Source organism: Verrucosispora sioxanthis, from assembly GCF_010560025.1.
Taxonomy (GTDB): Bacteria; Actinomycetota; Actinomycetes; order Mycobacteriales; family Micromonosporaceae; genus Micromonospora; species Micromonospora palythoicola.
On record NZ_SAIY01000005.1, the window covers coordinates 458,385 to 483,391 of the forward strand.

At 70.6% G+C, this 25,007-nt stretch carries 18 protein-coding genes; 6 read left to right on the plus strand and 12 right to left on the minus strand.

The features are described from left to right. Positions 1–270 precede the first annotated feature (270 nt). Positions 271–2,004: a right-handed parallel beta-helix repeat-containing protein gene (locus ENC19_RS17785; protein WP_164448252.1), complete on the plus strand. Its 1,734-nt coding sequence runs from the start codon at positions 271–273 to the stop codon at positions 2,002–2,004. A gap of 352 nt (positions 2,005–2,356) precedes the next feature. Beyond that, positions 2,357–4,069 carry a hypothetical protein gene (locus ENC19_RS17790; RefSeq protein ID WP_164448253.1) on the plus strand — a complete coding sequence of 571 codons (1,713 nt, stop codon included), beginning with the start codon at positions 2,357–2,359 and terminating at the stop codon, positions 4,067–4,069. A gap of 117 nt (positions 4,070–4,186) precedes the next feature. Here the strand turns inward: ENC19_RS17790 and pulA are convergent, their stop codons facing one another. From pulA to ENC19_RS17815, 5 genes are all read right to left on the minus strand, one after another. After that, positions 4,187–9,679, minus strand: a complete 5,493-nt coding sequence (gene pulA / locus ENC19_RS17795) for a pullulanase-type alpha-1,6-glucosidase (protein ID WP_164448254.1) — start codon at positions 9,677–9,679, stop codon at positions 4,187–4,189. Between the two features lie 131 nt (positions 9,680–9,810). Then, entirely contained in the window at positions 9,811–10,506 is a 696-nt protein-coding gene (locus tag ENC19_RS17800; protein WP_164448255.1) for a cellulose binding domain-containing protein, read from the minus strand. Between the two features lie 79 nt (positions 10,507–10,585). Then, a complete protein-coding gene (locus ENC19_RS17805; protein WP_164448256.1) occupies positions 10,586–11,440 on the minus strand; it encodes a cellulose binding domain-containing protein in 855 nt (284 codons plus the stop codon). 154 nt (positions 11,441–11,594) lie between these two features. Further along, positions 11,595–11,984 carry a hypothetical protein gene (locus tag ENC19_RS17810; RefSeq protein WP_164448257.1) on the minus strand — a complete coding sequence of 130 codons (390 nt, stop codon included), beginning with the start codon at positions 11,982–11,984 and terminating at the stop codon, positions 11,595–11,597. Between the two features lie 37 nt (positions 11,985–12,021). Next, positions 12,022–12,681 (minus strand): hypothetical protein, encoded by a 660-nt coding sequence (locus ENC19_RS17815; protein WP_164448258.1) that lies wholly within the window; start codon positions 12,679–12,681, stop codon positions 12,022–12,024. A 19-nt stretch (positions 12,682–12,700) separates the two neighbouring features. Between ENC19_RS17815 and ENC19_RS17820 the strand changes: the two genes are divergently transcribed. Then, on the plus strand, positions 12,701–12,889 hold the full coding sequence (locus tag ENC19_RS17820; protein WP_208020949.1) for a hypothetical protein: 189 nt from the start codon (positions 12,701–12,703) through the stop codon (positions 12,887–12,889). Positions 12,890–12,897: 8 nt separating this feature from the next. On the opposite strand, the gene ENC19_RS17825 is transcribed toward ENC19_RS17820, so the two are convergent. Next, positions 12,898–14,571, minus strand: coding sequence for a right-handed parallel beta-helix repeat-containing protein (locus tag ENC19_RS17825; protein WP_164448260.1), 1,674 nt, complete (start codon positions 14,569–14,571; stop codon positions 12,898–12,900). 543 nt (positions 14,572–15,114) lie between these two features. On the opposite strand from ENC19_RS17825, the gene ENC19_RS17830 reads away from it, so the two are divergent. After that, positions 15,115–15,771: a C39 family peptidase gene (locus ENC19_RS17830; protein ID WP_164448261.1), complete on the plus strand. Its 657-nt coding sequence runs from the start codon at positions 15,115–15,117 to the stop codon at positions 15,769–15,771. A gap of 201 nt (positions 15,772–15,972) precedes the next feature. Here ENC19_RS17830 and ENC19_RS17835 read toward each other — a convergent pair whose 3' ends face one another. Next, complete coding sequence (locus tag ENC19_RS17835; RefSeq protein ID WP_164448262.1) at positions 15,973–16,332, minus strand: VOC family protein; 360 nt, start codon at positions 16,330–16,332, stop codon at positions 15,973–15,975. 226 nt (positions 16,333–16,558) lie between these two features. On the opposite strand from ENC19_RS17835, the gene ENC19_RS17840 reads away from it, so the two are divergent. Continuing rightward, positions 16,559–19,414, plus strand: a complete 2,856-nt coding sequence (locus ENC19_RS17840; protein ID WP_164448263.1) for an aconitate hydratase — start codon at positions 16,559–16,561, stop codon at positions 19,412–19,414. Positions 19,415–19,477: 63 nt separating this feature from the next. Here ENC19_RS17840 and ENC19_RS17845 read toward each other — a convergent pair whose 3' ends face one another. The 4 genes from ENC19_RS17845 to ENC19_RS17860 all read right to left on the minus strand — a co-directional run bounded on the left by ENC19_RS17845 (position 19,478) and on the right by ENC19_RS17860 (position 23,158). Then, entirely contained in the window at positions 19,478–20,077 is a 600-nt protein-coding gene (locus ENC19_RS17845) for a GTP-binding protein (RefSeq protein ID WP_164448264.1), read from the minus strand. Continuing rightward, positions 20,058–20,234, minus strand: a complete 177-nt coding sequence (locus tag ENC19_RS17850) for a DUF742 domain-containing protein (protein WP_281603509.1) — start codon at positions 20,232–20,234, stop codon at positions 20,058–20,060. Before ENC19_RS17850 ends, ENC19_RS17845 begins: the two co-directional genes overlap by 20 nt. A 30-nt stretch (positions 20,235–20,264) precedes the next feature. Next, a complete protein-coding gene (locus ENC19_RS17855) occupies positions 20,265–20,687 on the minus strand; it encodes a roadblock/LC7 domain-containing protein (protein ID WP_164448265.1) in 423 nt (140 codons plus the stop codon). A gap of 86 nt (positions 20,688–20,773) precedes the next feature. After that, positions 20,774–23,158 carry a sensor histidine kinase gene (locus ENC19_RS17860; protein WP_164448266.1) on the minus strand — a complete coding sequence of 795 codons (2,385 nt, stop codon included), beginning with the start codon at positions 23,156–23,158 and terminating at the stop codon, positions 20,774–20,776. Positions 23,159–23,570: 412 nt separating this feature from the next. Between ENC19_RS17860 and ENC19_RS17865 the strand changes: the two genes are divergently transcribed. Then, the gene (locus tag ENC19_RS17865; protein WP_164448267.1) at positions 23,571–23,819 is read left to right on the plus strand and encodes a DUF2630 family protein; all 249 of its coding nucleotides are present in this window, start codon (positions 23,571–23,573) and stop codon (positions 23,817–23,819) included. A gap of 129 nt (positions 23,820–23,948) precedes the next feature. Here the strand turns inward: ENC19_RS17865 and ENC19_RS17870 are convergent, their stop codons facing one another. Continuing rightward, on the minus strand, positions 23,949–24,884 hold the full coding sequence (locus ENC19_RS17870; RefSeq protein WP_164448268.1) for a serine protein kinase RIO: 936 nt from the start codon (positions 24,882–24,884) through the stop codon (positions 23,949–23,951). Positions 24,885–25,007 lie beyond the last annotated feature (123 nt).

The following is a 25,007-nucleotide window of genomic DNA, read 5'->3' on the forward strand; positions in this document are numbered from 1 at the left end:
CCCCGCCGGAGCGATGCTCCTGGCATGGGGTCCGCCCTCGTCTGTCCTGCGGATCCGGCGTTCGTCCTGGTCAACCGCTTTCAACCAGATCTTGCGGGATGGCCGGGTGATGCCCGATCAGGTGTCAATGCGGGGTTGTTTCGGATTCATCCCTCTCGCGAGGAACATTCTCATACGGTGGTCATCAGAGGCTGCAACCCATTTGTAGCTGCTCGCGCCTATTCGCTCGGTGCGGGCCAGTCTGGTAGCAGGAAAGGGCGGAAGGCTCTGATGTCTGATGACGTGACCACTTCCTACGGTGGGCCGCCCCCGGCACCACCACCGGCGGCACCGCCGGGACTTCGACGACGAAAACTATGGCTGACAGCGGGTGTGGCCGGCCTGACCGGCGTCGTCGGTCTGGCCGCGCTGGGCGGGGTGGCCGCCCGGGACGACCGGTCCGGCACGTCGGGTCGGACGGACGCGCAGTCGAACGCCCGGCAGAACGTCAGCGACGCCGGGACGGCAGACGCGGCCGAGAGCGGCGGCGAGCAGGAGGCGGCCGGTGACCACGCCGGCCGCAAGGGCGCTGGCCGCAAGGACGCCGCCGGCGACAAGGACCGGGCCCACGAGGTGCCCTGCGACACCGACAAGCTGATCCAGGCGATCGTGCACGCCAACCAGAACCACGGCGGCGTGCTCACCCTGGCCCGGCACTGCACGTACGAACTGACCCGCAGCGACGACGGCAACGGGCTTCCGGTGATCACCAAGCCGATCACGTTGACGGGTGACGACAGCAAGATCGTCCGGGCCGCCAACGTCGAGCGGTTCCGCATCCTCAACGTCGGTCGAGGGGGTCACCTGACGCTGAAGGGCGTCACGGTCAAGGGCGGGCAGACCGCTCCGGGCATCACGCCCCCGGCGCCGCTCGCGGGACTCGAACTCGGCACCGGGAAACCCGCCGGGACCGCCCCGAGGGCCGGAGCCAAGGCCAAGGCAGCCGGAGCGAAGCCCACGGCCGACGGGGCCAAGACAGCCGGAGCCACTGCGGCCGGAGCAAAGGCAGCCGGGGCCAAGGCGGCACCGGCGGCCAAGGCCGGGACCGGGATCGTCGGAGCGGACGTCGCTCCGCCGAGCATCGCCGCCGACGGCGTCGACGGGGGTGGAATCCTGGTGCAGCGGGGCGGCACCGCCGACCTGGAGCACGTCCGGATCGTGCAGAACCAGGCGACCCGTAACGGAGGTGGCGTCGCCAACTACGGCACCACCACGATCCGCAGCAGCACCGTCGAACAGAACAGTGCCGGCAGCTTCGGCGGCGGGGTGTTCAACGCGGGCACGCTACGGGTCGAGGAGTCGAAGATCGTCTACAACACCTCGGGCGCCGGGGGCGGCGGCATCGCCAACGGCTCCACACCCAACGGCTTCGCCGGCACGGGTGGCACGGTCTGGATCTGGAAGAGCACGATCAGCCACAACCGGACCGGGGTGCTCGGCGGCGGCGTCTTCATCAACGGCGGTGACACGACCGCCGTCCAGAGCCAGCTCACCGACAACACCAGCAGCCTCGACGGCGGCGGTCTGGTCGCCCTCGGCGACAGCCGGGTGAGCCTGGAGCACCTGCTGGTCGTCCGGAACTACGCGAGCGACGACGCCGGCGGCCTCGGGATCGCCGAAGACTCCATCGCCGTCGTCGACCACAGCGTCGTCAAGGAGAACGTGGCCGCCAACGGCGCTGCCGGCGGGCTGTTCAACGACGGCGCCTCGGTGACCCTGCGTGACTCCGAACTGTGGGGCAACCAGGCGTCGGGTACGGCTGGCTTCGCGGGGGGCATCGCCAATCAGGACGGCGTGACCACGCTCATCCGGACCAGGGTCGCCGACAACGTGGCCACCAACCAACCCGGCGGCATCTACACCGACAACAACCGGGTGGAGATCGACCGGAAGTCCGCGGTCACCGGCAACCGACCGACCAACTGCCTCGGCAGCCCGGTCATCCCCGAACGCTGCTTCGGCTGAGCCATCGCCGAGGCGAGTGACGAGCAACCAGGACAGCACCACCACATAGCGGGGCTCCTCCGTGCCGCTCGGCGCCACGGAGGAGCCCCACCTTCGTCCCGATTCCGTGCCATCCAGGGCCGTCCGCGCAGGTCAGAGCAGGTCCGGGGGGAAGCCGCCCGACCGTGCCGATCAGCACGGACCTGGCCTCGCTGGTCATACGCGTACCCAATGTGGGGTTATTTCGGATAAGGCCTTGAGGCGAGGAACATTCTCATACGGTGGTTCTGGGAGCTACAACCGATTTGTAGCAGGGGACGCTCGCCTGTGCGTGACGACCCTGTCTGGTACGACGAGAGGGCAGAGAGCTCCGATGTCCAACTACGTAGCTAAGAACAACGCCAGCGAGTCGGAGGCGACGCCCAAGCGGCGTCGTAAGCTCTGGCTCGCCAGCGGCGTCGCCGGGCTCACCGGCGTGGTCAGCATCGCCGCCGTCGGGGTCGCCACTGGCGCCGGCGCGGTTGGTACCGATGGTCTGCGCTGGTCCACCGCCCAGCAGGTCAGCAGGGACGGGGATCAGCCTGCCGCGACACCGGCAGCACCTGCGGGCAAGAAGGGCGCGCCCGGACAGGCCGACCGCGGCGACGAACGCAACGGGGAGCACCGCGGTGACGAACGCAACGGGGACAACCGCGGCGCCGACCGGCGGATGCCCGTCCCTCCGCCGGAGGGCAAGGATGTGCCCTGCGACAGCGACAAGCTGATCCAGGCACTGATCTTCGCCAACGAGAACCACGGCGGCGTGCTGAACCTGGCCAAGGGGTGCACCTACAAGCTGACCCGGTCCGGCGTCGGCGACGACCGCACCGGCTCGAACGGGCTTCCGGTCATCACCGAGGATGTCGTGCTCAAGGGACACGACACCACAATCACCCGGGACGCCACCGCGGCGGAGTTCCGGATCCTCAACGTGGGTCGCGGCGGAAACCTGACCGTCAAGGGCCTGACCATCAAGAACGGCCAGACCCGGGCACTGCCGATCAACAACGAAACGCCGGAGGCGGTCTGGTCGCGGTTCTCCAACTCGGTCGAGGCGACCAAGGCCGCCGAGGCCAAGAAGGAGTACCTGCCGCTGCTCCAGGCCACGCCGAAGGGCATCGCGCTCAAGGCCAAGGCCGACAGCGCCCCGTCGACGCTTGTCGACCCGTTGTCGAACGACGGTGGCGGCGTACTCGTCCAGCCCGGCGGCAGCGCCTCGTTCGAGGAGACGCACATCGTCGCCAACCAGGCCGGCGGTGTCGGGGGTGGCCTGGCCAACTTCGGTAAGGCCAGCCTGCACCACACCACGGTCGCCGACAACACCGCTTTCCTCTACGGCGGCGGCATCTTCAACGCCGGCGTCCTGCGGGTGGGCGAGTCGAGGGTGCTCAACAACGACGCCATCATCGGCGGGGGTGGCGTGGCCAACGGCGCCGCGTTCATCTTCCGGCGGGACATCGACGGTGGCACCGCCCTGATCGAGAAGGCCGAGATCACCGGCAACGAGGCTCTCGGCTTCGGTGGCGGCCTGCTGGACATCCAGGGCAACACCACGGTGAAGTACACGAAGATCACCGGCAACACCGCTGTCCTGGCCGGCGCCGGGGTCACCGCCGCGGGCGACGACAGCACCGTCGAGCTGGCGCACGCCGAGGTCGCCAAGAACACCACGGCCGGCGTCGGCGGCGGTCTGGCGCTCGGCTTCCGGGCGATCGCCAACGTCACGGAAAGCAAGATCGTCGAGAACAAGGCCGGCTTCTTCGGCGGTGGCGTGTTCAACGGCACCGGTGAGGCGACCTTCCGGCACAGCGAGATCAGCGGCAACCGGGCAGTCGGCCCGCTGGGCGTCGGCGGCGGCATCTTCACCGTCGCCGGTGTGATCGACCTGGAGAAGACGAAGGTAGCGCACAACTTCGCCACTCTCACCGCTGGCGGCGTCTTCAGCTTCCTCGGTGAGGTGAACGTGGACGACAAGTCGGCCATCACGGCCAACAAGCCGACCAACTGCGCCGGCACCTTCACCCCGATCCCGAACTGCTTCGGCTGATCAACCGGGTGACCGGCTCCGCCGGACCGAGGTGAGGGACTTCGGCCCCGCCGGGACGATCCAGAAGGATCGGACCGGCGGGGCCGGAGCGTGTCGCGCGTCGTGTCTCCGGGTGCACTACCGCTGGACGAACACCGCCACGCTGCGTCCCGGCACGGTGAACGTGCCACTGGAGCGGTCGAAGGCCGCGGTACGCAACACCGGGTCGGCCGAGGAGCGCAGCACCGGGTGCAGCGTCACGTCCGCCCCACGCAACCCGGTCACCCGCTGCGTGGCACTCTCCGGAGTGGCGTTGAAGACCACAGTCACCGACTTCCACGCCCCGCCGAGCCCCCGGGCGTCGAGGGTCATGGTGAGCACACCCGGGGTCTCGTCCGCACCCGACAGCGGGAAGGCGACCCGCCGCTGCACCTCCTTCGCGGTGGGCAGGCCGAAGACCGGCGACGAGGCCCGGATCCGCAGCAGCTCGGCGTAGCGGGCGTCGGTCAGCTCGACCGCCGCGCAGTCCGGCACCAGCAACGGATCGGCCAGCAGCGGCTTCGCGTACGGCCACTTGTCCCGGTTGTCCTCGGCCGGCGGCAGCCCGATGCCGAAGCCGTTGCCGTCGGCGCAGTTCCACCGGATCTGGTTGAACCAGTCCCCCGAGTTGTACGAGTTGCGGTCCAGCGACTTCGACCGCAGCCGCTCGGTGCCGGTGGTGACGAAGCCGGTGCCCTGACCCATGACCACGGTGCTCAGCGCCAGCACCTGCATCCGGGCCCGGTCCGTGGCCGAGGTGTCCTGCGGCAGCTTGTACGCAAGCGCGTCGTACAGGATCTCGTTGTCGTGCGCGTCGACGTAGGTGACCGCCTCCCCGGGTGCGTCGGTGTAGCCGGCCGGCGAGCCGTTGTAGTCCACGTCGGTCCCGGTGACCTGCCGGCCCGCCGAGTCGACGAACCGGTAGCCGCGCAGGTTGCCGGTCAGCCCCACCTTCACCAGGTCGTGCTGGAGCAGCAGCCGGGCCCGCTGCTCGGCGGTCGAGCCGTTGACCGGGTCGCCGTTGGGGTCGGTGAACAGCCCGGAGGCGAAGCCCTGCCGGCGTGGGTTGTCGTCGAACGGGCCGCCGCCGCGTACCGCGTCGCGCAGCCGGTCGTTGAACGTGCCGATGCCGGTACCGGCCATGTTGGCCTGGGTGGCCTGCACGAATCGGGCGTCGTCGGCCACCTCGCCGAAGTTCCATCCCTCGCCGTAGAGCAGGATGTTCCTTCCGTCCACCCCGTCCCGGGCCACCGTCAGCTTGTCCAGTGCGGCGCGTACGGCCAGGATGTTCGCCTTCGGGTGGTGCCCCATCAGGTCGAAGCGGAACCCGTCGACCTTGTACGCCTTCGCCCAGGTGACAAGCGAGTCCACCACCAGCTTGCCCATCATGGCGTGCTCGGGTGCGGTGTTGGCGCAGCAGGTGGAGGTGGCCACCGTGCCGTCGTCGAGCAGCCGGTGGTAGTAGCCGGGCACGATCTGGTCCAGCACCGACTTCGGGTCGGTGCCGGCGGCCGAGGTGTGGTTGTAGACCACGTCCATGACCACCCGCAGACCCGCGTCGTTGACCCCGGCCACCAACTGCCGGAACTCGGTGGTGCGCCCGGCGCCCTGCGGGTCGACCGCGTACCCGCCCTCGGGGACGGTGTAGTGCAGCGGGTCGTACCCCCAGTTGTAGCCGTCGGTCTCCTGCACCGCGGCGACGCACTCCTGCTGGCGCTCCGAGTCCGGCGGCAGGGCGGCCAGGTCGCAGTCCGGCTGTCGCTGGTCGGCCCGGCGCTCGGGAATGGTGGCGAAGTCGAACGCCGGCAGCAGGTGCAGGTGGGTCACCCCGGCGTCGCTTATCGCCCTCAGGTGCCGCATGCCGGCGGTGGCCGGGTCGGTGAAGGCGAGGAAGGTGCCCCGCCGCTGCGGCGGCACGGTGTCGTCGGCGATGGAGAAGTCCCGCACCGACAGCTCGGAGATCTGCACCTTGGCCGAGGGCACCGCGGCCGGTTTGCGTAGCCGCGCCCAACCCGCCGGGGCGAGCTTCGGGTCGGTCAGGTCGACGATCTGGCTGTGCGTGGAGTCCGCCGCCAGCGCCACCGAGTACGGGTCGGTGACCGAGGCGGTGACCATCTGCTGCGTGGCCGGCTGCCACGCCTGCACCCGGTAGCGGTAGTACTTGCCGCTCCAGGACCGCTGCCCGCGTACCGACCAGACGCCGGTACGGTCGTCGCGGCGCATCGCCATCGGCCGCGCGGTGGCCGTCGGCGAGTCGGACAGCTCCAGCGACACCGTCCGGGCCGTGGGTGCCCAGACCGACAGGGTCGGTACGCCACCGGTGAACGTGGCGCCGAGTCGGGCGGCGGTGGCCGACGCGTACACGTCGTCGAGCACGCCGGGGATCTGCACACCGGTGGCACCGAGCAGGGTGCCGTCGGCGGCCCGCTCGGTCACCAGCAGCTGCCCGCGCAGCGCCGCCGGCACCTTTGCCAGGTCCCGCCGGTCGAGGGTGAGGGCCCGGTGGTCCCACAGGTGCGGGAAGGCCGCGCGCTGGGCCTCGGTGAGCCCGTTGCGCTGCGCGGTCAACGGCAGCGAGGTGTACGTCCCGACCAGCTCGCCGTCCACCACCCTCACCCCGCCGGTCGGCGCGGTCACCAGGGCGTACGCCCGACCGTCGGTGGGGCCGGTGCGCCAGGCGACGGTGGACCGGTCGATCCAGTGCGCCCGCTGCTTGCCGATGTCGGTGTCCCTGCTGCTGCCGGTGGCCGTCGCCGGCAGCAGCCCGCCCGGTGTCGCGGCGAGCAACCAGACCTCCCGGCCGGCGTCGGCGAAGTCGAGCCGCTGGTCCTGCGGCAGGTCCTTCTCGTCGCCACGATGGACGATGTAGCTGAGCCCGGTGGCCCCCTCGGCCAGCGGCACCCGGAACTCCGCGCCGAAGGAGTCGATCCGGGTCGGCGGCATCGGCTTCGCCCAGTCGGTGGGGGTGGCCGCGCCGTCCCACAGGTGCAGGCCCCAGCCGTCGTAGTCGCCGTCGGGACGGTGGTAGTGGATGACCGCCACACCCTCCTCGACCGGCGGCGCGGGTTCGCCCGCGGCCTCCTCCCGGGTCTGGTACGTCGCCGGGTCGCCCTGCTTGACCCAGACCTCGCCGGTCCGGGTCACGTCGACGGTCCGGTCGTTGTCGACGTCCTTGTTGCCGTCGGCGTCGACCACCAGGAAACCGACGGTCTTCGCGCCCGGCTTGAGCTTCACCCAGGCGAACCGTCCGTACGCGTCGGTGCCCGCGAACGGCTGTCCCTGCGGCCACTCGGTGGCGTACTCCGGGTCGATGTCACCCCAGGCGTACAGCCCCCAGTCGTCGTAGTCGCCGTCGGGGCGCTGGTGGTGGACCACCAGCCAGTCCCAGGACGAGCCAGGCAGATCCGGGGTGCCGACGGTGGTGGTGGAGCGGGCGGCGGCGGTGCGGCCCCGACCGTCACGGACCACCGCCTTGTACTCGATCCTGGTGCCGGCGGCCAGACCGGTCAGGTCGTGGTGCACGGTGTAGGGCGCACGCTGGGCGGAGCCGAGCAGCGTCCACTTGCCACCGGCCACCCGGGCGGCCATCGCGACACGCGCCAGCGGGTCGCCGGTGACCTGGGCGGTCACCTCGGCGCGGGTGGCCGGCGACCCCTCGGGGGCGGTGATGGTGATGCCCGGTTTGGCGTCGGGCAACGCGACCGGCTTGCCGGCCCGGTGCACCACCGCCGACAGGGGCGGCACGGTCAGGGTCAGCTTGCCGTCGCCGGTGGCGACCGGCCGGCCGGTGCTGCCGTGGAGACCGGTGAAGGTGGCGCCGGCCGACCAGGTGTCCACCGTGACGGTCTGCGCGCTCGTGGCGTTGTTGACCGCGACCAGATACTCGGTGCGGTTGTCCGGGTCGAAGCGGGAGAAGGCGAAGACGCCGGGTCCGTCGGCCGCGTACCGGGTGATCTGCACGCCGTCCCGCAGGGCCGGGTGGGCCTGGCGCAACCGGCCCAGGTCGGCGATGGTGCGGTAGAGCGGGTGCGTCGGGTCGAACTGGTCGACCGCGTGGGTGCGGTCGGTGCCGAGCAGGTCGTCGTCGAGGTAGTCCGGGGTGCGCGAGGCGAACATCGGTTGCCGGGCGTCCTTGTCTCCGCCGGCACCCGTGAAGCCCTGCTCGTCGCCGGAGTAGATCACCGGCTGACCCCGGGTGAGGAACATCAGCTCGTGGGCGAGCTGGTCGCGACGGAGGTGGCTGGCCGGGTCGGTGGGACCGTTGGCGATGAACGACCCGATCCGGCCCATGTCGTGGTTGCCGAGGAACGTGGTGAGTCGCCCGGCGTGGGTGTCCCGGGCGGCGTAGAGGTCGTCGCGGGCGTAGAGGTCGGCCAGCGTCCTGGCCGATCCGTCGTTCGCGGTGTAGCCGCGCGCGGCCTCCTGGAAGCCGAAGTCCAAGGTGGCGGGCAGCCCGCCCTGCCGCACGTAGCTGGAGGCGATCTCCGGGTCCGCGCTGTACACCTCGCCGAACATGAAGAAGTCCCGCTTGCCGGCGCGGGCCGCCGCCTGCTGCACCCCCTGGCTGAACTGCGGCCAGAAGTCCATGTTGACGTGCTTGACCGTGTCCAGCCGGAAGCCGTCGACACCGGTGGCCCGCACCCAGTCAGCGTAGATCTTCGTCATGCCACGGACCACCTCGGGCCGCTCGGTCCACAGGTCGTCGAGGCCGAAGAAGTCGCCGTACTCGCTGTTCTCCCCGGCGAAGGTGGAGTCACCGCGGTTGTGGTACATGGTGGGATCGTTCAACCACGCCGGAACCTTGACCTTCGCGTCGGCCCGGGTCTCGAAGGCCGGGGTGTACGGGAAGGAGTCGCCGTCGACCTTCGGGAAGGCCCGGCTGCCGTCGGCGTAGTTGCGGTCCTCGAACGCTCGGCCCTGTGTGTCGCGGTAAGGTGCGGTCGCCTTGTCGACGTAGGTGTACGTGTCCTCTTCGTAGGCGATGACGTCGGCGGTGTGGTTGACGATGACGTCGAGGTAGACCTTGATACCGCGCCGGTGGGCGAGCTGGACCAGCTTCTTCAGGTCGGCGGGGCTACCGAAGTGCGGGTCGACCTGGGTGAAGTCGGTGATCCAGTAGCCGTGGTAGCCCGCCGACACGTCGTCGCCCTCGCCCTGCACCGGCCGGTTCTTGAAGACCGGGGCGAGCCAGATGGCGGTGGTGCCCAGCCCTTCGATGTAGTCGAGTCGCTCGGTGAGTCCCTTGAGGTCGCCGCCCTGGTAGAACCCCTTGTCCGTGGGGTCGTACCCGGTGCGCAGCCGGTCGCCGGCCAGGCCGCCCCGGTCGTTGCGCGGGTCGCCGTTGGCGAACCGGTCCGGCAGTACGAAGTAGAACTGCTCGGCCTTTGCCTGATTACGGCCGGCCGCGAGCAGGGCCGTGGCGGAGGGTTCCCGGTGCCAGGTGACGGCGCCGGTGGCGCTCGGTGCCCCGATGCCGGCGGACCGACCGATCGCGGCGGCGGGGGTCACCGCGACGGGCGTGCCGACCAGGGTGACGGTGAGCAGGAAGACGAGGGCGAGCAGGATTTTTCGCGGTGTCGGCGGGGGTTTCATCGACGGCCTTCCTCTGGTCGCTGATTGGCCCGCACGCTAGCCCTTGCCGAAAGATTCTGCAATACCTTGCAAACAGACCCGCAACAAAGCAGACACTTGCGCAAGAAGGGAAAGTCACCCGTGCCCGTGGGCTAACGACGACTGCGGCAGGTGCGTCCGGAGACGCTGCAGCTCGCGGGACGGAAATCGGCCGACTCGATGTGGAAGCGCAGGTCCACCGACGACCAGGCGTCCAGGTCCGGCCCGCTGCGGTAGGTCAGCGTCCCGCCGGTACCGCTGAACGTCCCCTGCGGCACGCCCTCCAGCCAGGCCGTCACCACCCGCCCGCCCGGGTAGTCCACCCGCGCCACCCAGTCCAGGTCACGGGAGGAGATGTTGCGGATCGACACCTCGGCGATGAAGCCGCCATGAAACGTGTGCAAGACCCGGTAGCGGGCGTCGATCGGTGCGGGCTGCGGTGCCGGTGGCACCGTCGTACGGGACGGTGCCACCGATGGCGGTGCCGACGTCGTACGGGAGGCGCTGGGAGTCGGGCTCGGTGGGTCGGTCCGGCGCGGGGACAGCCCCGGCACCGCGACCGACGGTGGTGTCGACACCTCCCGACCTGCCGAGGAGGCCCGCTCGGGTATCGGCGCGGCGGCGACCGGTGGCTGTCCCGGCGGCACCGGCTGGAAGTCCGGCCCGGGACCCCGGTACGCGCCGACCGCGACGACGAGCAGCACCACCATGACGACGACCCCGATCGACACCAGGATCCACGGCGAGGAAGCCACGGCGGCGGAGCCGTGCGGCGGGAACTGACGGGGAGCGCGACGCGTACCGGACATGTCTCTCCTCAGCGGGCAGCCCGGCAAGCGTAACGATCTTCAGCCGCGCCGGAAAGTGCCCGACGAATCATGAACTGTCCTAACCCATCCCGCAGCCGGCTCCGTTCACCGTGCACTGTGTCGGGTACTCCCCGCCCCCGGTACGGGTGAACCGCAGTTGCACCGACTGCTGCGCGCCGGCGGCGAGCTGACCGGTGCCGCTGAGCAGATACCAGCCGCTGCCCCTGATGGTCACCGACACCCCCGGACCGCTGGAGGCGCGGACGCCGGTGACGCCGCCGGCGAAACGCAACTCCACCTGCCAGTCATCCGACCGGCTGGTGCCGTTGCGGACCACCAGTTGCGCCTCGAAGTGGTCCGCGTCGCTGTCCTGCACCCGGTAGCTGGCGGTGACCGTCCCACCCTCGTCGGCCGGCACCGCCGACACCGACGCACTCGGCGACCGGCTGGCGTCCGGCCCGGCGGCCGATCCGGTACGCGACGGGTCGGTCGGCGGCTGCGGCGACCCGGACCGGGTGGGTGAGCCGGTCGGGCTCACCGAGGCCGTCGAGGTGGCCGAGGCGGACGGACCGGTCGAGGCGGTCGATGGTGCCGTGGGCGTCGAGTCGCCGCGCTGCCCGACGGCTGTCGGCAGACCCATCGGCGGGCCCGGTGACCAGGCCGACGGACTTTCGGGGCCACGGAACGACAGCAGCGCCACCACCAGCAGCACCGCCAGGACCGCGACGCCGACCAGCACCACCACCCAGGGCGCGGAGGCGATCATCCTGGACAGGGCGTGCCCACCGGGTGCGTCACCAGCGCCGGCAGGCTCGCCCGGCCGGTCACCGGTGGCATCGTCGTGCCGGTCACCGGTGCCGGCACGGTTGTCGTCGCCGTACCCGTCACCGGTGGCATCGTCGTTGGCGTCATCACCGGACGGCCGCACTGACATTGAGGTCCCCACTCGTCGTCGCCGACGGGCAGCCTAGTCACGCCGACGCGGGGCGCGAAACGGGCAGGTGCCGAAGCCGTCCGACCCGCCCGACGTACCGGACGCATCGACATCGGGTACCTGGCCGGTCGGCGGCCACGGTCGTCCCGGCGGCTCAGCCCGTCCGCACGACGGTGCAGATGGCCAGCCCCTGCTCGGTGCTGCGCAGCAGGTAGCGGTACCGTTCGCCGGGCACCTGCCGACCCTGACTGTCCAGGAACTCCCACCGCACCGCGACCTCCACGAGCAGCGCGGAGATCTGCTGCACCTGCTCGATGTCGGCGTGCGCCGCGACCAGTTCGCGCTCGGTGTAGTCCGGCGCGGCACCCACGAACGACAGCGCGACGGCCGCCGGTGAGTTGAACGAGAAGCTGTAGGTGTCGGCCACCACCAGCCCGGGCAGGGCGTAACAGCCGGCGATCGCCGGCACGTCACCGACGGTCAACGCCACCCCGTACCGGTCGAAGAAGTCGGTCAGCAGGTCGAGATCGGTGGAAGCAGTCACGCCGCAAGCAATTGCCGCAGCGCGGCTCGCCGAAACCTCAACGCGGCGGGATCCGCACCTCGATCTCGCTGCCCAGCCGGGCACCACCGTGCAGGCCCAGGTCGTCCCCGCTCCAGAACCGGCCCGGGTCGTACCAGCTCGGTCGTCGACCGACCGGCAGCAGACCCATCGCCTCGTAGGTGACCGCGACGACCTCGGCGCAGTACGCGGTCTCCAGGGCCAGGTCCCGCGCCGCCGGGCCGCGCCGCCGCGCCGCCGGCAGCGGCAACCGCGGTGACGGCACCCGGCCGCGCAACCACCGCCAGGCCAACTGGGCGGTGGACGGAAACGGTGTGCCGTCCAGCCGGGCGATGGTCCGCAGCACCGACCGCTCCATCTCCGCGTCCGCCGGCGGCTCGATCTGGCGCAGCCAGCCACGCTGGCCGTACCGGTTGCCCCAGACGCAGACCGCGTCGCGCAGGTCGTGCAGCTGCACACCACGTTGGTGGGTGCCGGTCCACAGGTCCGGCAACGACCGGCCCAGCTCGGCGTGCCACATCAGTGGCGGCATGTCGTCCAGCACCACCGCCATGCCGACGTGGTTGACCGGACTGTTGGTGGTCAACTGGATGGCCCGGTCGGGCACGCTGCGGCCACGGAAGACCCACAGATCGCCGGTACGGGTCAGCTCCACCGCCTCGTCCAGGCTGATGCTCATAGGGGACTACCCTAAGCGGATGCGGCGACGGATGCGGTGGTGGAAGGTCCTCGGGTTGGCCGGTCTGGCCGGTGTCGCGGCCTCCGGCGTGGTGATCGCCCGAGCGGAACGACGGCGGCGCGCGTACACCCCGGAGGAGATCCGGGCCCGGCTGCGCGACCGGCACGCGGAGGCCAGCTCGATCGCCCCGGCCGAGGCGGACGGCTGAGGCGTCCCTCAGTCCACGTCGACGTGGTTGCGGTCCCAGCGGCCGCCGACCGGTTGGTGGTCCAGCCGCAGCGCTCCCTCGGTGTTGCCGGCGAGGTCGTTGTCCTCGACCCGGCAGGAGACACACGCGCCCTGATCGCTGATCCAGATGCCGTAACTCTGCGTCGGGTCGTCGCGGTTGTCCCAGATCCGGTTGCCGCGCACCGTCGCGGACTCGAAATGGGCGTTCACCGTGATTCCGGCCCGTACCGGTGCCGCCGCCGGCAGCTCGTAGCGCGCACCGGGTGGCGGCACGTCCTCGTTCCAGGCGATCGCCGCGTCCGGTCGCAGGTCGGCCAGTTCCAGCTCCATCTCGGTGTTGCCGACCACAAGGGCCAGTCGGGACCCCACCCGGAGCAGCTTGCCGCGGTGCCCGTCGACCGACCACGCCGCCGCCCGGTCGGACACGGCACGCCGGCCGTACCGCACCGACTCCCCGGAGCCGGTGGCCGCCGGGGCGCACTGCCGCCCGTTGCTCCGGATCCGGTTGTTCGTCACCGTCGCGTCGACCATCGGCCGGTCCACCCGGATCCCGTCCAGACCGTTGTCCCAGAACTCGTTGTTGTCGATCACCACGTCCGACGCCGGGCCCTCGTAGCCGTTGCCCAGGCTGTGCTGGTGGTACCCGTACCAGCCGTTGCCGCTGATCCGATTGCCCCTGATCGTGTACGCCCCCGGGGTGTTGCCCATGCTGATCCCGTCGCGGACATTGCGGTCGATCACGCAGTCGGTGAGGATGCCACCCCGACCGGCGATGCCGGCCGTGCCGTTGGCGGACACGTCGAAGCCGGCCTCCAGATTCCCGGTGATCGTGCAGGCCGAGACGATCAGGCCGTCGGCGCCCCAGTCCGAGATGCCGAACCGGTTGGCCTGGCTGTGGCAGCCGATGATGCGGTAGCCGCGCGGCGGCGTCCAGTACGGCTTCTGCAGTTCGAGGAAGATCCCGTTGGTGCCGTTGCCCAGGGTGGTGCAGTTGCTGATGGTGCAACGCTCCACCGCACCCCAGCCGCCGATGCCGATGCCGATGCCCGCGCCGCCCATCTCCTCACCGGTGTCCAGCCGTCCGCACCCGACCACCACCACGCCGTCGATCAGGCTGTCCTGGAGGAAGTCGCAACCGAGTCCGGTGGCGCCGGTGTGGTGGATGTAGAGATTGCGGAAGACGCCCCGCACCACGTACTGCAGGCCGAGCCCCTTGGCCAGATAGCTGTACTCGGCCATGGCCACGCCGGAGCCGTCGATCTCGAAATCGGCGAAGGTGCAGTCGGCGATGTGCCGGTCCCGGTCGGCGCCATGCTGCACCGTGGTCCAGAAGGCCAGCGGTGTCGGGTCGGCACGGTTGCCTTCGTTGCTCAGCACGAACCGGGTCGCTCCCGGCCCGGCGCCGATCAGCGACACCCCGCTGCGCCACACCGTGCCCGCGTCCCGGATCGAGTAGATCCCGGGCGGGCAGTAGATGACCCGCGCCCGGCTGTCGGCGGCGTATCCCTCACCCAGGCGGTCGACCAGAGCAGACAGCGCCGGCTGGTCGTTGGTGACCCCGTCGCCCCGAAGTCCGAAATCAAGCGCGTCGCACCACAGCGGCGCACCGGCGACCGGTGACAGGCGCTCGCGGATGGCGGTGGACCGGTCCTGCTGCCGCACGGACCTCTCCCCTCGGTCGTGACCTGCTGCCCCGGCCGCCGCTTTCCCCTTCCCCCGCTTGAAAAACGCCCCACCACCCCCGCCATGCCCACCGCGAGCCTCGGCTCGCGCAGGCAGGGCCCACCGATGTGGCGACCACCGACTACATGTCCGTTACGTCATGCTTTGCGGTGACCCGGCTCACGCCCCCGGCGGAATCGTGGGCCCGGTCCGGTGGTTGTACATGGCGTAACCACGAGCGCCTCCGAGCGCCGTCCCCGGCCCGGGTCGGAATGACCCCCCGCCGCCGGGCGTTACACCCCCCGGAACCAGGTCAGCCGCCTCCCCCGGCGAGGCCCCGGAATGACCCCGGCCCACCCGGCGTTACATCCCCGGCCCGCGAGCCTACGGGAATGAGCCCGGCCCACCCGGCGTTACACCACGTCCCGGGCACCGACCCGCCGGACAGCGCGTAGCAACGATCATCCCCTTTCCGCACGGCCCACCCGCACCCCCCACGCGGGCACCGCCGCGCGCACCCCCGACCGAAAGGTGCAGATCATCATGGCTACCACCATCCTGCGCAAGACCGCCCTGACCATCGCCGCAGCCGCCGCCACCGCCGGTGGCATCGCCGGCCCCGCCGTCGCCGCCCACGCCGCACCGGCCACCAAGCCCGCCGCCATCCAGGCCGACCGCAAGCCCGGCGGCGAACGCGAACTCGGCGTCCGCTACGAAGCCCAGCCCAACTTCTACTACTGCGGCCCCGCCGCCGCCCGCAACGCCCTGAGCGTGCAGGGCAAGAACATCGACGTCGACACCATGGCCAAGCAGATGCGCACCACCGAGGCCGGCACCAACTCCATCAACGACATCACCCCGGTACTCAACAAGGAGACCGGCAAGGACGTCTACCGCTCGGTCGAGATCACCGACCCCAAGGCCGACGACAAGCAGACCGACAAGCTGCGCGACGACATCGTCGCCACCGTCGACAACGGCCGCGCCGTGGTCGCCAACATCGCCGGCACCGCCACCGACACCGACGGCACCACCCACAGCTTCGAAGGCGGCCACTACATCAGCATCGTCGGCTACCGCGACGGCGGCGACACCGTCACCATCGCCGACTCCGCCGACCCCACCCAGGCCTCCTACCGGATGAACATCGACACCCTGGCCGACTGGATCGCCACCCGCGGCTACAGCGCCACCTCCTGACCAACCCAACACCACGAAGGGCCGACCCCACCCGGGGCCGGCCCTTCGTCGTCTCTCCCGAGCCACCTCCGGACGACGCCGGGGATGCGACAACATCGGGGATAGTGCCGTGTCACGCCACGGTGAACCAGCAACATCCCCGATGTTGTCGCCTCCGGTTGGAGCCTCCGGTTGGGCCGGGCGCCAGCACGGGATCCAGCGTCACGCCGCTTCCCAGTACACCTCCACCCGCCAACCGTCCGGGTCCAGGCACTTGAACGAGACCAGGTCCGATTCGTCGTCCCGTTCCACGATCGGCACGCCGTCGCGTGCCAACCGGGTACGCAGGTCGTCGACCGCCGCCGGGTCGACCATGGCGAATCCGATGTGCAGGAAGGTGGACGACGGGGGCACCTCCGCCGCCGGGTGCAGCGCCAGGTCGAACCCGTCCGCGTTGCGTACGATCACCGTGCCGTCCGGGTACGACCGCGCGGTGGCAGGGTCGAATTCGAAGTACGTCGTGTAGAAGCGCAAGCTGCGTTCGTGGTCACGCACAGGCAGCCCGAGATGACGAAGGCGCACGCCGACCAGCGTTCGGCACCTCCGCCCGCGATGTCAACCGGTTACGGAGTGTTCGAGATCGGGCCGCAGCAGGCACCTCCCGTCCACCCAGTGACACCGGGTTGCACGAATAGCAAGACGGACGTACGGTTTTGTTGACGGCAGGAATCGGCGGTAAGTGTTGCCTAAGCACGGCGGCGCTCCGACCGGTGCGAAAGACTGCTCAGGACTACTCACGGTCGCTGGTGTGAAGGAGTACGACGTGGCGAGCCTCGACACCTTCGGTGCGAAGACCCAGCTACGCGTCGGAGACGCGAGCTACGAGATTTTCAAGATCAGCAAGGTGGAGGGCCAGGAACGGCTCCCCTACAGCCTGAAGATCCTGCTGGAGAACCTGCTGCGGACCGAGGACGGCGCGAACATCACCGCCGAGCACATCCGCCAGCTCGGTGCGTGGGACCCGACCGCGGATCCGAACGTCGAGATCCAGTTCACCCCGGCCCGGGTGCTGATGCAGGACTTCACCGGCGTACCGTGCGTGGTCGACCTGGCCACCATGCGTGAGGCCGTCCGCGAGCTGGGTGGTGACCCGACCAAGGTGAACCCGCTCGCCCCCGCCGAGCTGGTCATCGACCACTCGGTCATCGCCGACCTGTTCGGCCGCGAGGACGCCTTCGAGCGCAACGTCGAGCTGGAGTACGCGCGCAACAAGGAGCGCTACCAGTTCCTGCGCTGGGGCCAGAGCGCGTTCAACGAGTTCAAGGTGGTCCCGCCGGGCACCGGCATCGTGCACCAGGTCAACATCGAGTACCTGGCCCGCACGGTGATGGAGCGCGGCGGCCAGGCGTACCCGGACACGGTCGTCGGCACCGACTCGCACACCACCATGGTCAACGGCCTGGGCGTGCTGGGCTGGGGCGTCGGCGGCATCGAGGCCGAGGCCGCCATGCTCGGCCAGCCGGTGAGCATGCTGATCCCGCGGGTCGTCGGCTTCAAGCTCTCCGGCGAGATGCCGGCCGGCACCACCGCCACCGACCTGGTGCTGACCATCACCGAGATGCTGCGCAAGCACGGCGTGGTCGGCAAGTTCGTCGAGTTCTACGGCCCCGGCGTGAGCGCGGTGCCGCTGGCCAACCGGGCCACCATCGGCAACATGTCCCCGGAGTACGGCTCCACCGTCGCGATCTTCCCGATCGACGCCGAGACCGTCCGCTACCTGGAGCTGACCGGCCGTGACCCGCAGCAGGTCGCCCTGGTCGAGGCGTACGCCAAGGAGCAGGGCCTGTGGCACGACCCGGACCACGAGCCGGTCTACTCCGAGCAGCTGGAACTCGACCTGGGCACGATCGAGCCCTCGCTCGCCGGACCGAAGCGCCCGCAGGACCGGGTGCCGCTCGGCAACGCCAAGACCCTGTTCCGCTCGGCGCTCACCGACTATGTGTCCGCCGACGAGACCGGCGGCGACCCGGGCCGCAAGCCGGGCGTCCCGCAGCAGGAGCAGCCGTACGGCGTGACCGGCCACGCCGACGAGGCCAGCGCCGAGTCCTTCCCGGCCAGCGACTCCCCGGCCAACGGCATCGACGACCCGGCCGACGCGCCCCGTGACCTGGTGAACGCCGCCGTGGGCTCGGGCGGCCGGGCCAGCAACCCGATCCGGGTCACCGGCGCCGACGGCACCGAGTTCGAGCTGGACCACGGTGCCGTGGTGATCGCCGCGATCACCTCCTGCACCAACACCTCCAACCCGCAGGTGATGATCGGCGCGGCGCTGCTCGCCCGCAACGCCGTCGACAAGGGCCTGAACCGCAAGCCGTGGGTGAAGACCACCCTCGCGCCCGGCTCCAAGGTCGTGATGGACTACTACGAGCGGGCCGGTCTGACGCCGTATCTGGAGAAGCTCGGCTTCCACCTGGTCGGATACGGCTGCACCACCTGCATCGGCAACTCCGGCCCGCTGCCGGAGGAGATCTCCGCCGCGGTGAACGAGGCCGACCTCGCGGTCGTCTCGGTGCTCTCCGGCAACCGCAACTTCGAGGGCCGGATCAACCCGGACGTGAAGATGAACTACCTGGCGTCCCCGCCGCTGGTGGTGGCGTACGCCCTGGCCGGCACCATGGACATCGACCTGGCCAACGAGCCGCTCGGTGAGGACAGCGCGGGCAACCCGGTCTTCCTGCGCGACATCTGGCCGAGCACCGCCGAGATCCAGGACGTGATCGCCTCCGCGATCGGCGCCACCGGCTTCAGCTCCGCGTACGCCGACGTGTTCGCCGGTGACGAGCGGTGGCAGTCCCTGCCGACTCCGACCGGGGACACCTTCGCCTGGGACGGTGACTCCACCTACGTCCGCAAGCCCCCGTACTTCGAGGGCATGGGGCAGCAGCCGGAGCCGGTGACCGACATCGCCGGTGCTCGGGTGCTGGCCAAGCTCGGCGACTCGGTGACCACCGACCACATCTCGCCGGCCGGTTCCATCAAGGCCGACTCCCCGGCCGGGCAGTACCTCGCCGAGCACGGGGTGCCGCGCCACGAGTTCAACTCCTACGGTTCCCGCCGAGGCAACCACGAGGTGATGATCCGGGGCACCTTCGCCAACATCCGGCTGCGCAACCAGCTGGTCCCCGGGGTGGAGGGCGGCTTCACCATCAACCACCTGACCGGGGAGCAGACGTCGATCTACGACGCCTCCATGGCGTACCAGGAGGCGGGCGTGCCGCTGGTCATCCTGGCCGGCAAGGAGTACGGATCGGGCTCGTCGCGGGACTGGGCGGCCAAGGGCACCATGCTGCTCGGGGTGCAGGCGGTCATCGCCGAGTCCTACGAGCGGATCCACCGCTCCAACCTGATCGGGATGGGCGTGCTGCCGTTGCAGTTCCCCGCCGGAGAGAACGCCGAGTCGCTGGGGCTGACCGGCACCGAGACGTTCTCCATCTCCGGGGTCACCGCCCTCAACGACGGCGACACCCCGCGCACGGTGCAGGTCACCACCGACGCCGGGGTGGAGTTCGACGCGGTGGTGCGGATCGACACCCCGGGTGAGGCGGACTACTACCGGCACGGCGGCATCCTGCAGTACGTGCTGCGCCGCATGATCGCCAACTGACCGCGATGCCGTGAGGGCTCCCACCCCGGACGGGGTGGGAGCCCTCAGTACGTGCGGGTTCCGTCAGTCGGCGCGACGGGCCGCCCGGATCTTCATGGCGTGCTCCACGAGCATGATGAGCACCTCCTTGGCCGACTCCCGCTGCCGGGCGTCGCAGAGCAGCACCGGCACCTCGGGGTCGAGGTTCAGCGCCGCCTGCACCTCGTCGAGCCGGTACCGGCGGGCTCCCTCGAAGCAGTTGACCGCGACGAGGAACGGTGTTCCCCGCCCCTCGAAGTAGTCGATGGACGGGAAGCAGTCAGCCAGCCGACGGGTGTCGGCCAGCACCACCGCACCGATCGCCCCGAGGGCCAACTCGTCCCAGACGAACCAGAACCGGTCCTGACCCGGGGTACCGAACAGGTACAGCACCAGGTCGTCGCTGATGGTGATCCGACCGAAGTCCATCGCGACGGTGGTGGTCCGCTTCGTCTCGACGCCCTCCAGGTCGTCGATGCCCACACCCGACTCGGTGAGCACCTCCTCGGTCCGCAGCGGACGCGTCTCACTCACCGCGCCCACCAGGGTGGTCTTACCCACCCCGAACCCGCCGGCGATCAGGATTTTGATCGCGGTGGGCAGCGGGGCCGCGTCCGACGGCCGCTCAGAGTGCCCGTAGTCCATTGACAACCGCCTCGAAGATGCTGTGTTCGGTTGGTCCGACGGTGAGGTGCGGTTCGCGAATCCGCACCAGGTTGCGCGCCACCAGATCGCCGAGCAGGACCCGTACGGCGCCTACCGGCAGGTCCAGGTGCGCCGCGATCTCGGCGACGGACTGCACCCGCCGGATCTCCCCGCACCACCATGTGGGTTACTGCTCCCCGCCGGTCTGCTCGGCTGACCGGGGCGGCGACGCCACGTACTTGCCGACCCGGGTGACCAGCATGGCCATCTCGTACGCGATCAGACCGACGTCGGCGTCCTCGCTGGCCAGTACCGCCAGGCAGGCGTTGCGGCCGGCGGCTGTGACGAACAGGAACGACGACTGCATCTCGATGATCGTCTGCTGTACCTGCCCGCCACCGAACCGCTTGCCAGCGCCACGGGCCAGGCTCTGGATGCCGGCCGCCATCGCTGCCAGATGCTCGCCGTCGTCGCGACCGAGCCCCTGCGAGGAGGCCATCAGCAGACCGTCGGCGGACAACGCGACCGCGTGCTCGGCCTGCTTGACCCGGCCAACCAGATCGTCCAGCAACCACGTCAGGTCGGCACTCGAAGCCGTCTTCTGCGCCACTTCGTCGTCCCTCTTCTCCTCCGGCTCATCGCCGGCTCACTTGGGCCTGACCGTTCTCCCCGGGCTCACCGGGCAGCGCACCTCGGTCAGGTCTCCTGTTGATCGGCGTCGTCGGACTCATCGTCGGGTCCGGGCCGACCCCCAGCACCGAGCAGCCGGGCGGCGTCGGAGCGTCCCCGCCGGGTGCCGGTCTGGTACGAACTCATCATGCGCCGAACCTGCTCCGGCTCCCGGATCGCGTCGTCGCCCTCCGCCACCGCCTCGGGCTCGGCCCGCAACGCCGGTGCCAAACTCGCCTGGCGTACCCGAACCGGCAGGCCCGACTCGGTACGGGTCGGGCCGATCCCGCTGACCGTGAGGTCACCCGGCTCGGCCGGCTGACCGGCAGGGTCGGCACCGGCGCCCGGACCGGGATTCGCCGACCGGCGCGGCTGCCAGGGCGAGCCGTCGACGGGCGCGGTGGTGACCGGCAGTCCGGTCGGAACGGTCGGTCCGTCCAGCGCCGCGGTGTGCTCCGGACGGCGCCGGGGTTCGGTCGACGGTCCGGATCCGTCGGCGCCGGCCGCCGAGGCCTTCCCCGGCACGCTCGGCTCGCTCTCGTCCCCGATGATCAGGTCGCTCGGGATCAACACCACGGCGGTAGTCCCGCCGTACGCCGACTCCCTGAGCTGGACCCGCACGCCGTGCCGGGTGGCCAACCGGCTCACCAGGTGGAGACCCAGCCGGGACGCGTCGCCGTGGGTCAGCTCACCATCGTCTGCGATCCGGTGGTTGGCGGCGGCGCGGTCCGCCTCGGTCATGCCCGGACCGCGGTCCTCGATCTCGACGGCGAAGCCGTTGGCGACCGGTTGACCACGGACCTCGACGCTGGTGTGCGGCGGTGAGTAAATGACTCCGTTCTCGATCAGCTCGGCGAGCAGGTGGATGACCGCACCGACGGCCGGCCCGGCCAGCGAGACATCGGCGATCTCGCGCACCGTGACGCGGGTGTAGTCCTCGACCTCACCGACCGCGCCCCGGACCACGTCCACCATCGGGACGCCGCGGCGCCAGGCCCGGCCGGGGGTGGCGCCGCCGACGGTGATCAGGTTCTCTGTGTGGCGCCGCATCCGGGTGGCCAGGTGGTCGACGCGGAACAGGTCTTCCAGTTCGTCGGCGTCGTGCTCGCGCCGCTCCATCGCGTCGAGCAGGGTGAGCTGGTGGTGCACCAGGGCCTGGGTACGCCGGGCCAGGCCCAGGAACACCTCGTCTTGGGCCCGACGCAGCTCGGCCTGCTCGACGGCGGTACGGACGGCGGTCTGCCGCACCAGGTCGAGGGCCCGGCCGACCTGGCCGGTCTCGTCGTCGCCGAAGCGCAGCGGCGGTGCCTCCTCGGCGATGTCCACCTGCTCGCCGCGGCCGAGCCGCTCGGCAACGCGCGGCAACCGTTCGGCGAACTGGAGCGCCGCGTCGCGCAGTCGGTGCCACTGCCGCGCCCGAGCCCGTGCCGTGCTGATCGAGACGACCACCGCGGTGATGACCACGAGCAGGCCGAGACCTGCGGCGAGGACCAGCCGGACGATGACGCCGATCGCGACCGGTGTGGCGTTCCTGACGATGTCGTCACCGCCGGCCAGCACCACGTCACCGATCTCGATCAGCGCCGCAGCCGTGACATTCGACCAGTCCGAGGTCGAGAACGGCGGTCGGGAGGTGCCGTTGCCGTTCATGATCCGGGTTTCCAGGTCGGCCAGCCGCCGGAAGTTCGTCCCGGTGAGCAGCTGTTCGTAGCGGCGCTGGTCGGCATCGGGCAGCCGGACGATCGCCTGCTCGGCGAGGAACTGACGGGCACCGACGATCCGGGTGAACTCGGCCCGCTCGGCCGGGGTGATCCGGCCGGCGGCGAGCACGCCGGCCAGCAGGGCGTCCTCCTGGGACAGCAGTTCCCGGGCCTGGTTGAGCCGGATCAGTTGGGTGGTGTCGTCGGCGATCTGGTCGTCGTCGACATTGCCGAGTTCGTCGTACACCTCGTAGAACGACCCGATCAGCTCGGTGGACGCCGCCCCGGCGACGCTGCGGCCGACGTTGCGCCCGTCGACGGCGGTACGCGTGTCGGGCAACGCGGCCAGTTGCCGCTTCGACTCGGTGACACGGTCGTGCAGCGCGTCGCTGCCGAACAGGCCGACCTGCCAGTTGTCGGTCGACTCGACGTACTCGGCGGCCAACTGGTCGGTGCGCTCGCGCAACCGGGTCAGCTCGTCCAACGTCGTCTCGTTCGGCCGTCCGAGGTAGACGAGTGAGGTACGCCGTTCCAGTTGCAACTGCAGCAGCAGCGGCTCGGTGGGGTCGAAGACCTGCAGGTCGAGCGCCCGCATACCGAGCAGGTCGACTCCATCGCGGACGGTGACCCAGGCAGTGAAGCCCCACAGCGCCACAAGCGCGGCCAGCAGGGCCACCACCTTGGTACGCAGACTCCTACTGCGGGAACCCATTACACCGTCCCTGGCCCTGAGCTAGTTGACCGGTCAGTCAGGAGTGAGGCACACAGCACACCGACCCCGGCGCAACCTAACAACGTCACCGGATCAACTCAAGCGCTCGTGATCATGCCGTGGTCGGCCTGGTGTGGTGTCCCGGAACGTTCACCGGGTCGCGCCGGGCAACCGGCACCACCGCCCGTACGATGAGCTGCGTCGCGCGGGCGCCGAAGCGTCTCCGCCCGCCCGTCGAGAACCGGGTGATCTACGTCATGTCGAGGCGACCCGACCCGACCCGAACCGCGGGCCGGGACAACTGGTCACGGCCCGTCGCGCCGGTCGCTCGCCGGCACCGGTGAGCCCGTCCGTCGGATTCGCCGACGGGAATGCGGGCCGTGGTCGGCCCCGCTGTGCCAGGCTCAGGGACATGGACGACAAGACCATCCTGAGCCGGATCTCGGATCTGGTCGACGAGGAGCACCGGCTGCGCGCACAGGCGCAGGAACACGAGACGGGCACGGACGACGAGGCCCGCACCCGGCTGCGCGAGCTGGAGGAATCCCTCGACCAGTGCTGGGACCTGCTGCGCCGCCGCCGCGCCGCCCGGCAGGCCCACGGCGATCCCGAGGCCCAGGGCGCCCGCCCCGTGTCCGAGGTCGAACGGTATCTGCAGTGAGCTGGGCGCACCCGCACCTCGCCGTTAGGCCGACCGCCCGGTCGGCGGTGCCCGCCACGCGGTCCAGCTCGGTCGGGCCCCGGTAGCCGCGACGGGCTCCGGGCGGCGTGACCACCCGGAGCCCGTCGGTCAGGCCAGACCGGCCTCGCGGCACAGCGCCTCGGTGAGCACCGTCGGGTCCACGAGATCCGCCGGCAGGCCCCGGGCGGCGAACCAGCTCGCGACGATGCGGACGTCGCGGGCAAGGAACTCCCGCCCCTGTGGGTTCACCACCACGTCGACCACCTGCGGCAGGTCGATCAGCGTCAACCGTCCCGCGTGCACCAGCAGGTTGTACGGCGACAGGTCACCGTGCGCGTAGCCGGCCCGGGCCAGGACGACAAGCGCGTCGACCAACTGCCCCCACAGGCCACGCAGTTCGGCCGGTGACGGACGCAGCTCGGCCAGCCGGGGTGCGGCCGTTCCCTCGTCGGGGTCGCCGAGGAACTCCAGCATCAGCTCGGTGCCGCGCAACTGCACCGGGTACGGCACGGTGACGGTGCCGTAGCGCTCACCGATCTCCCAGAGCCGGCTGAGGGCCGCGAACTCCGCCGCCGCCCACTGCCCGGCGATCATCTGCCGGCCGAACGCGGTCCGGCCGGTCATCGCCCGCATCTCACGCGAGCGGCGAACCCGGCGCCCTTCGAGGTACCCGGCGTCCCGGTGGAACAGCCGGTGCCGAGGATCCCGGTAGCGTTTCGCCGCCAGCAGGCAGAACCGGTCGGTGCCGGGAAGGCCCCGGCGCACCAGGTGGACGTCGGCCTCCTTGCCGGTCTTCAGCACACCGAGTTCGGTGTCCTTCGCGGCCAGCTCGGTGACCAGCCAGTGCGGGTGCGGTTGCGGACCGTGCAGCGCGCCATCCCAGGAGGACCACGTCTCGTCGGTCTCCGGGTCGGGCTCGTCGGGGTCGGTCGGGGCGGGGCCGGTCGGTCGGCCGCGCTTCAGGAAGTGCGGTTCATCGTCGTCGAAGCGGCGGCGGCCGCCGCGGGTCCGGCGCTCGGGCGCCGGGGAGTCGTGATCGCGCATGGTGCGGGTAGTCCCTTGGTCGAGTTGTCAGGAGGCAGGAAGTGACCTGCGAAGACGGCCATGACCGACCTCCCTTCCTCGTCCGGGCGCCCGCCCGGGTCGCACGATGCGTGGACCAATGCT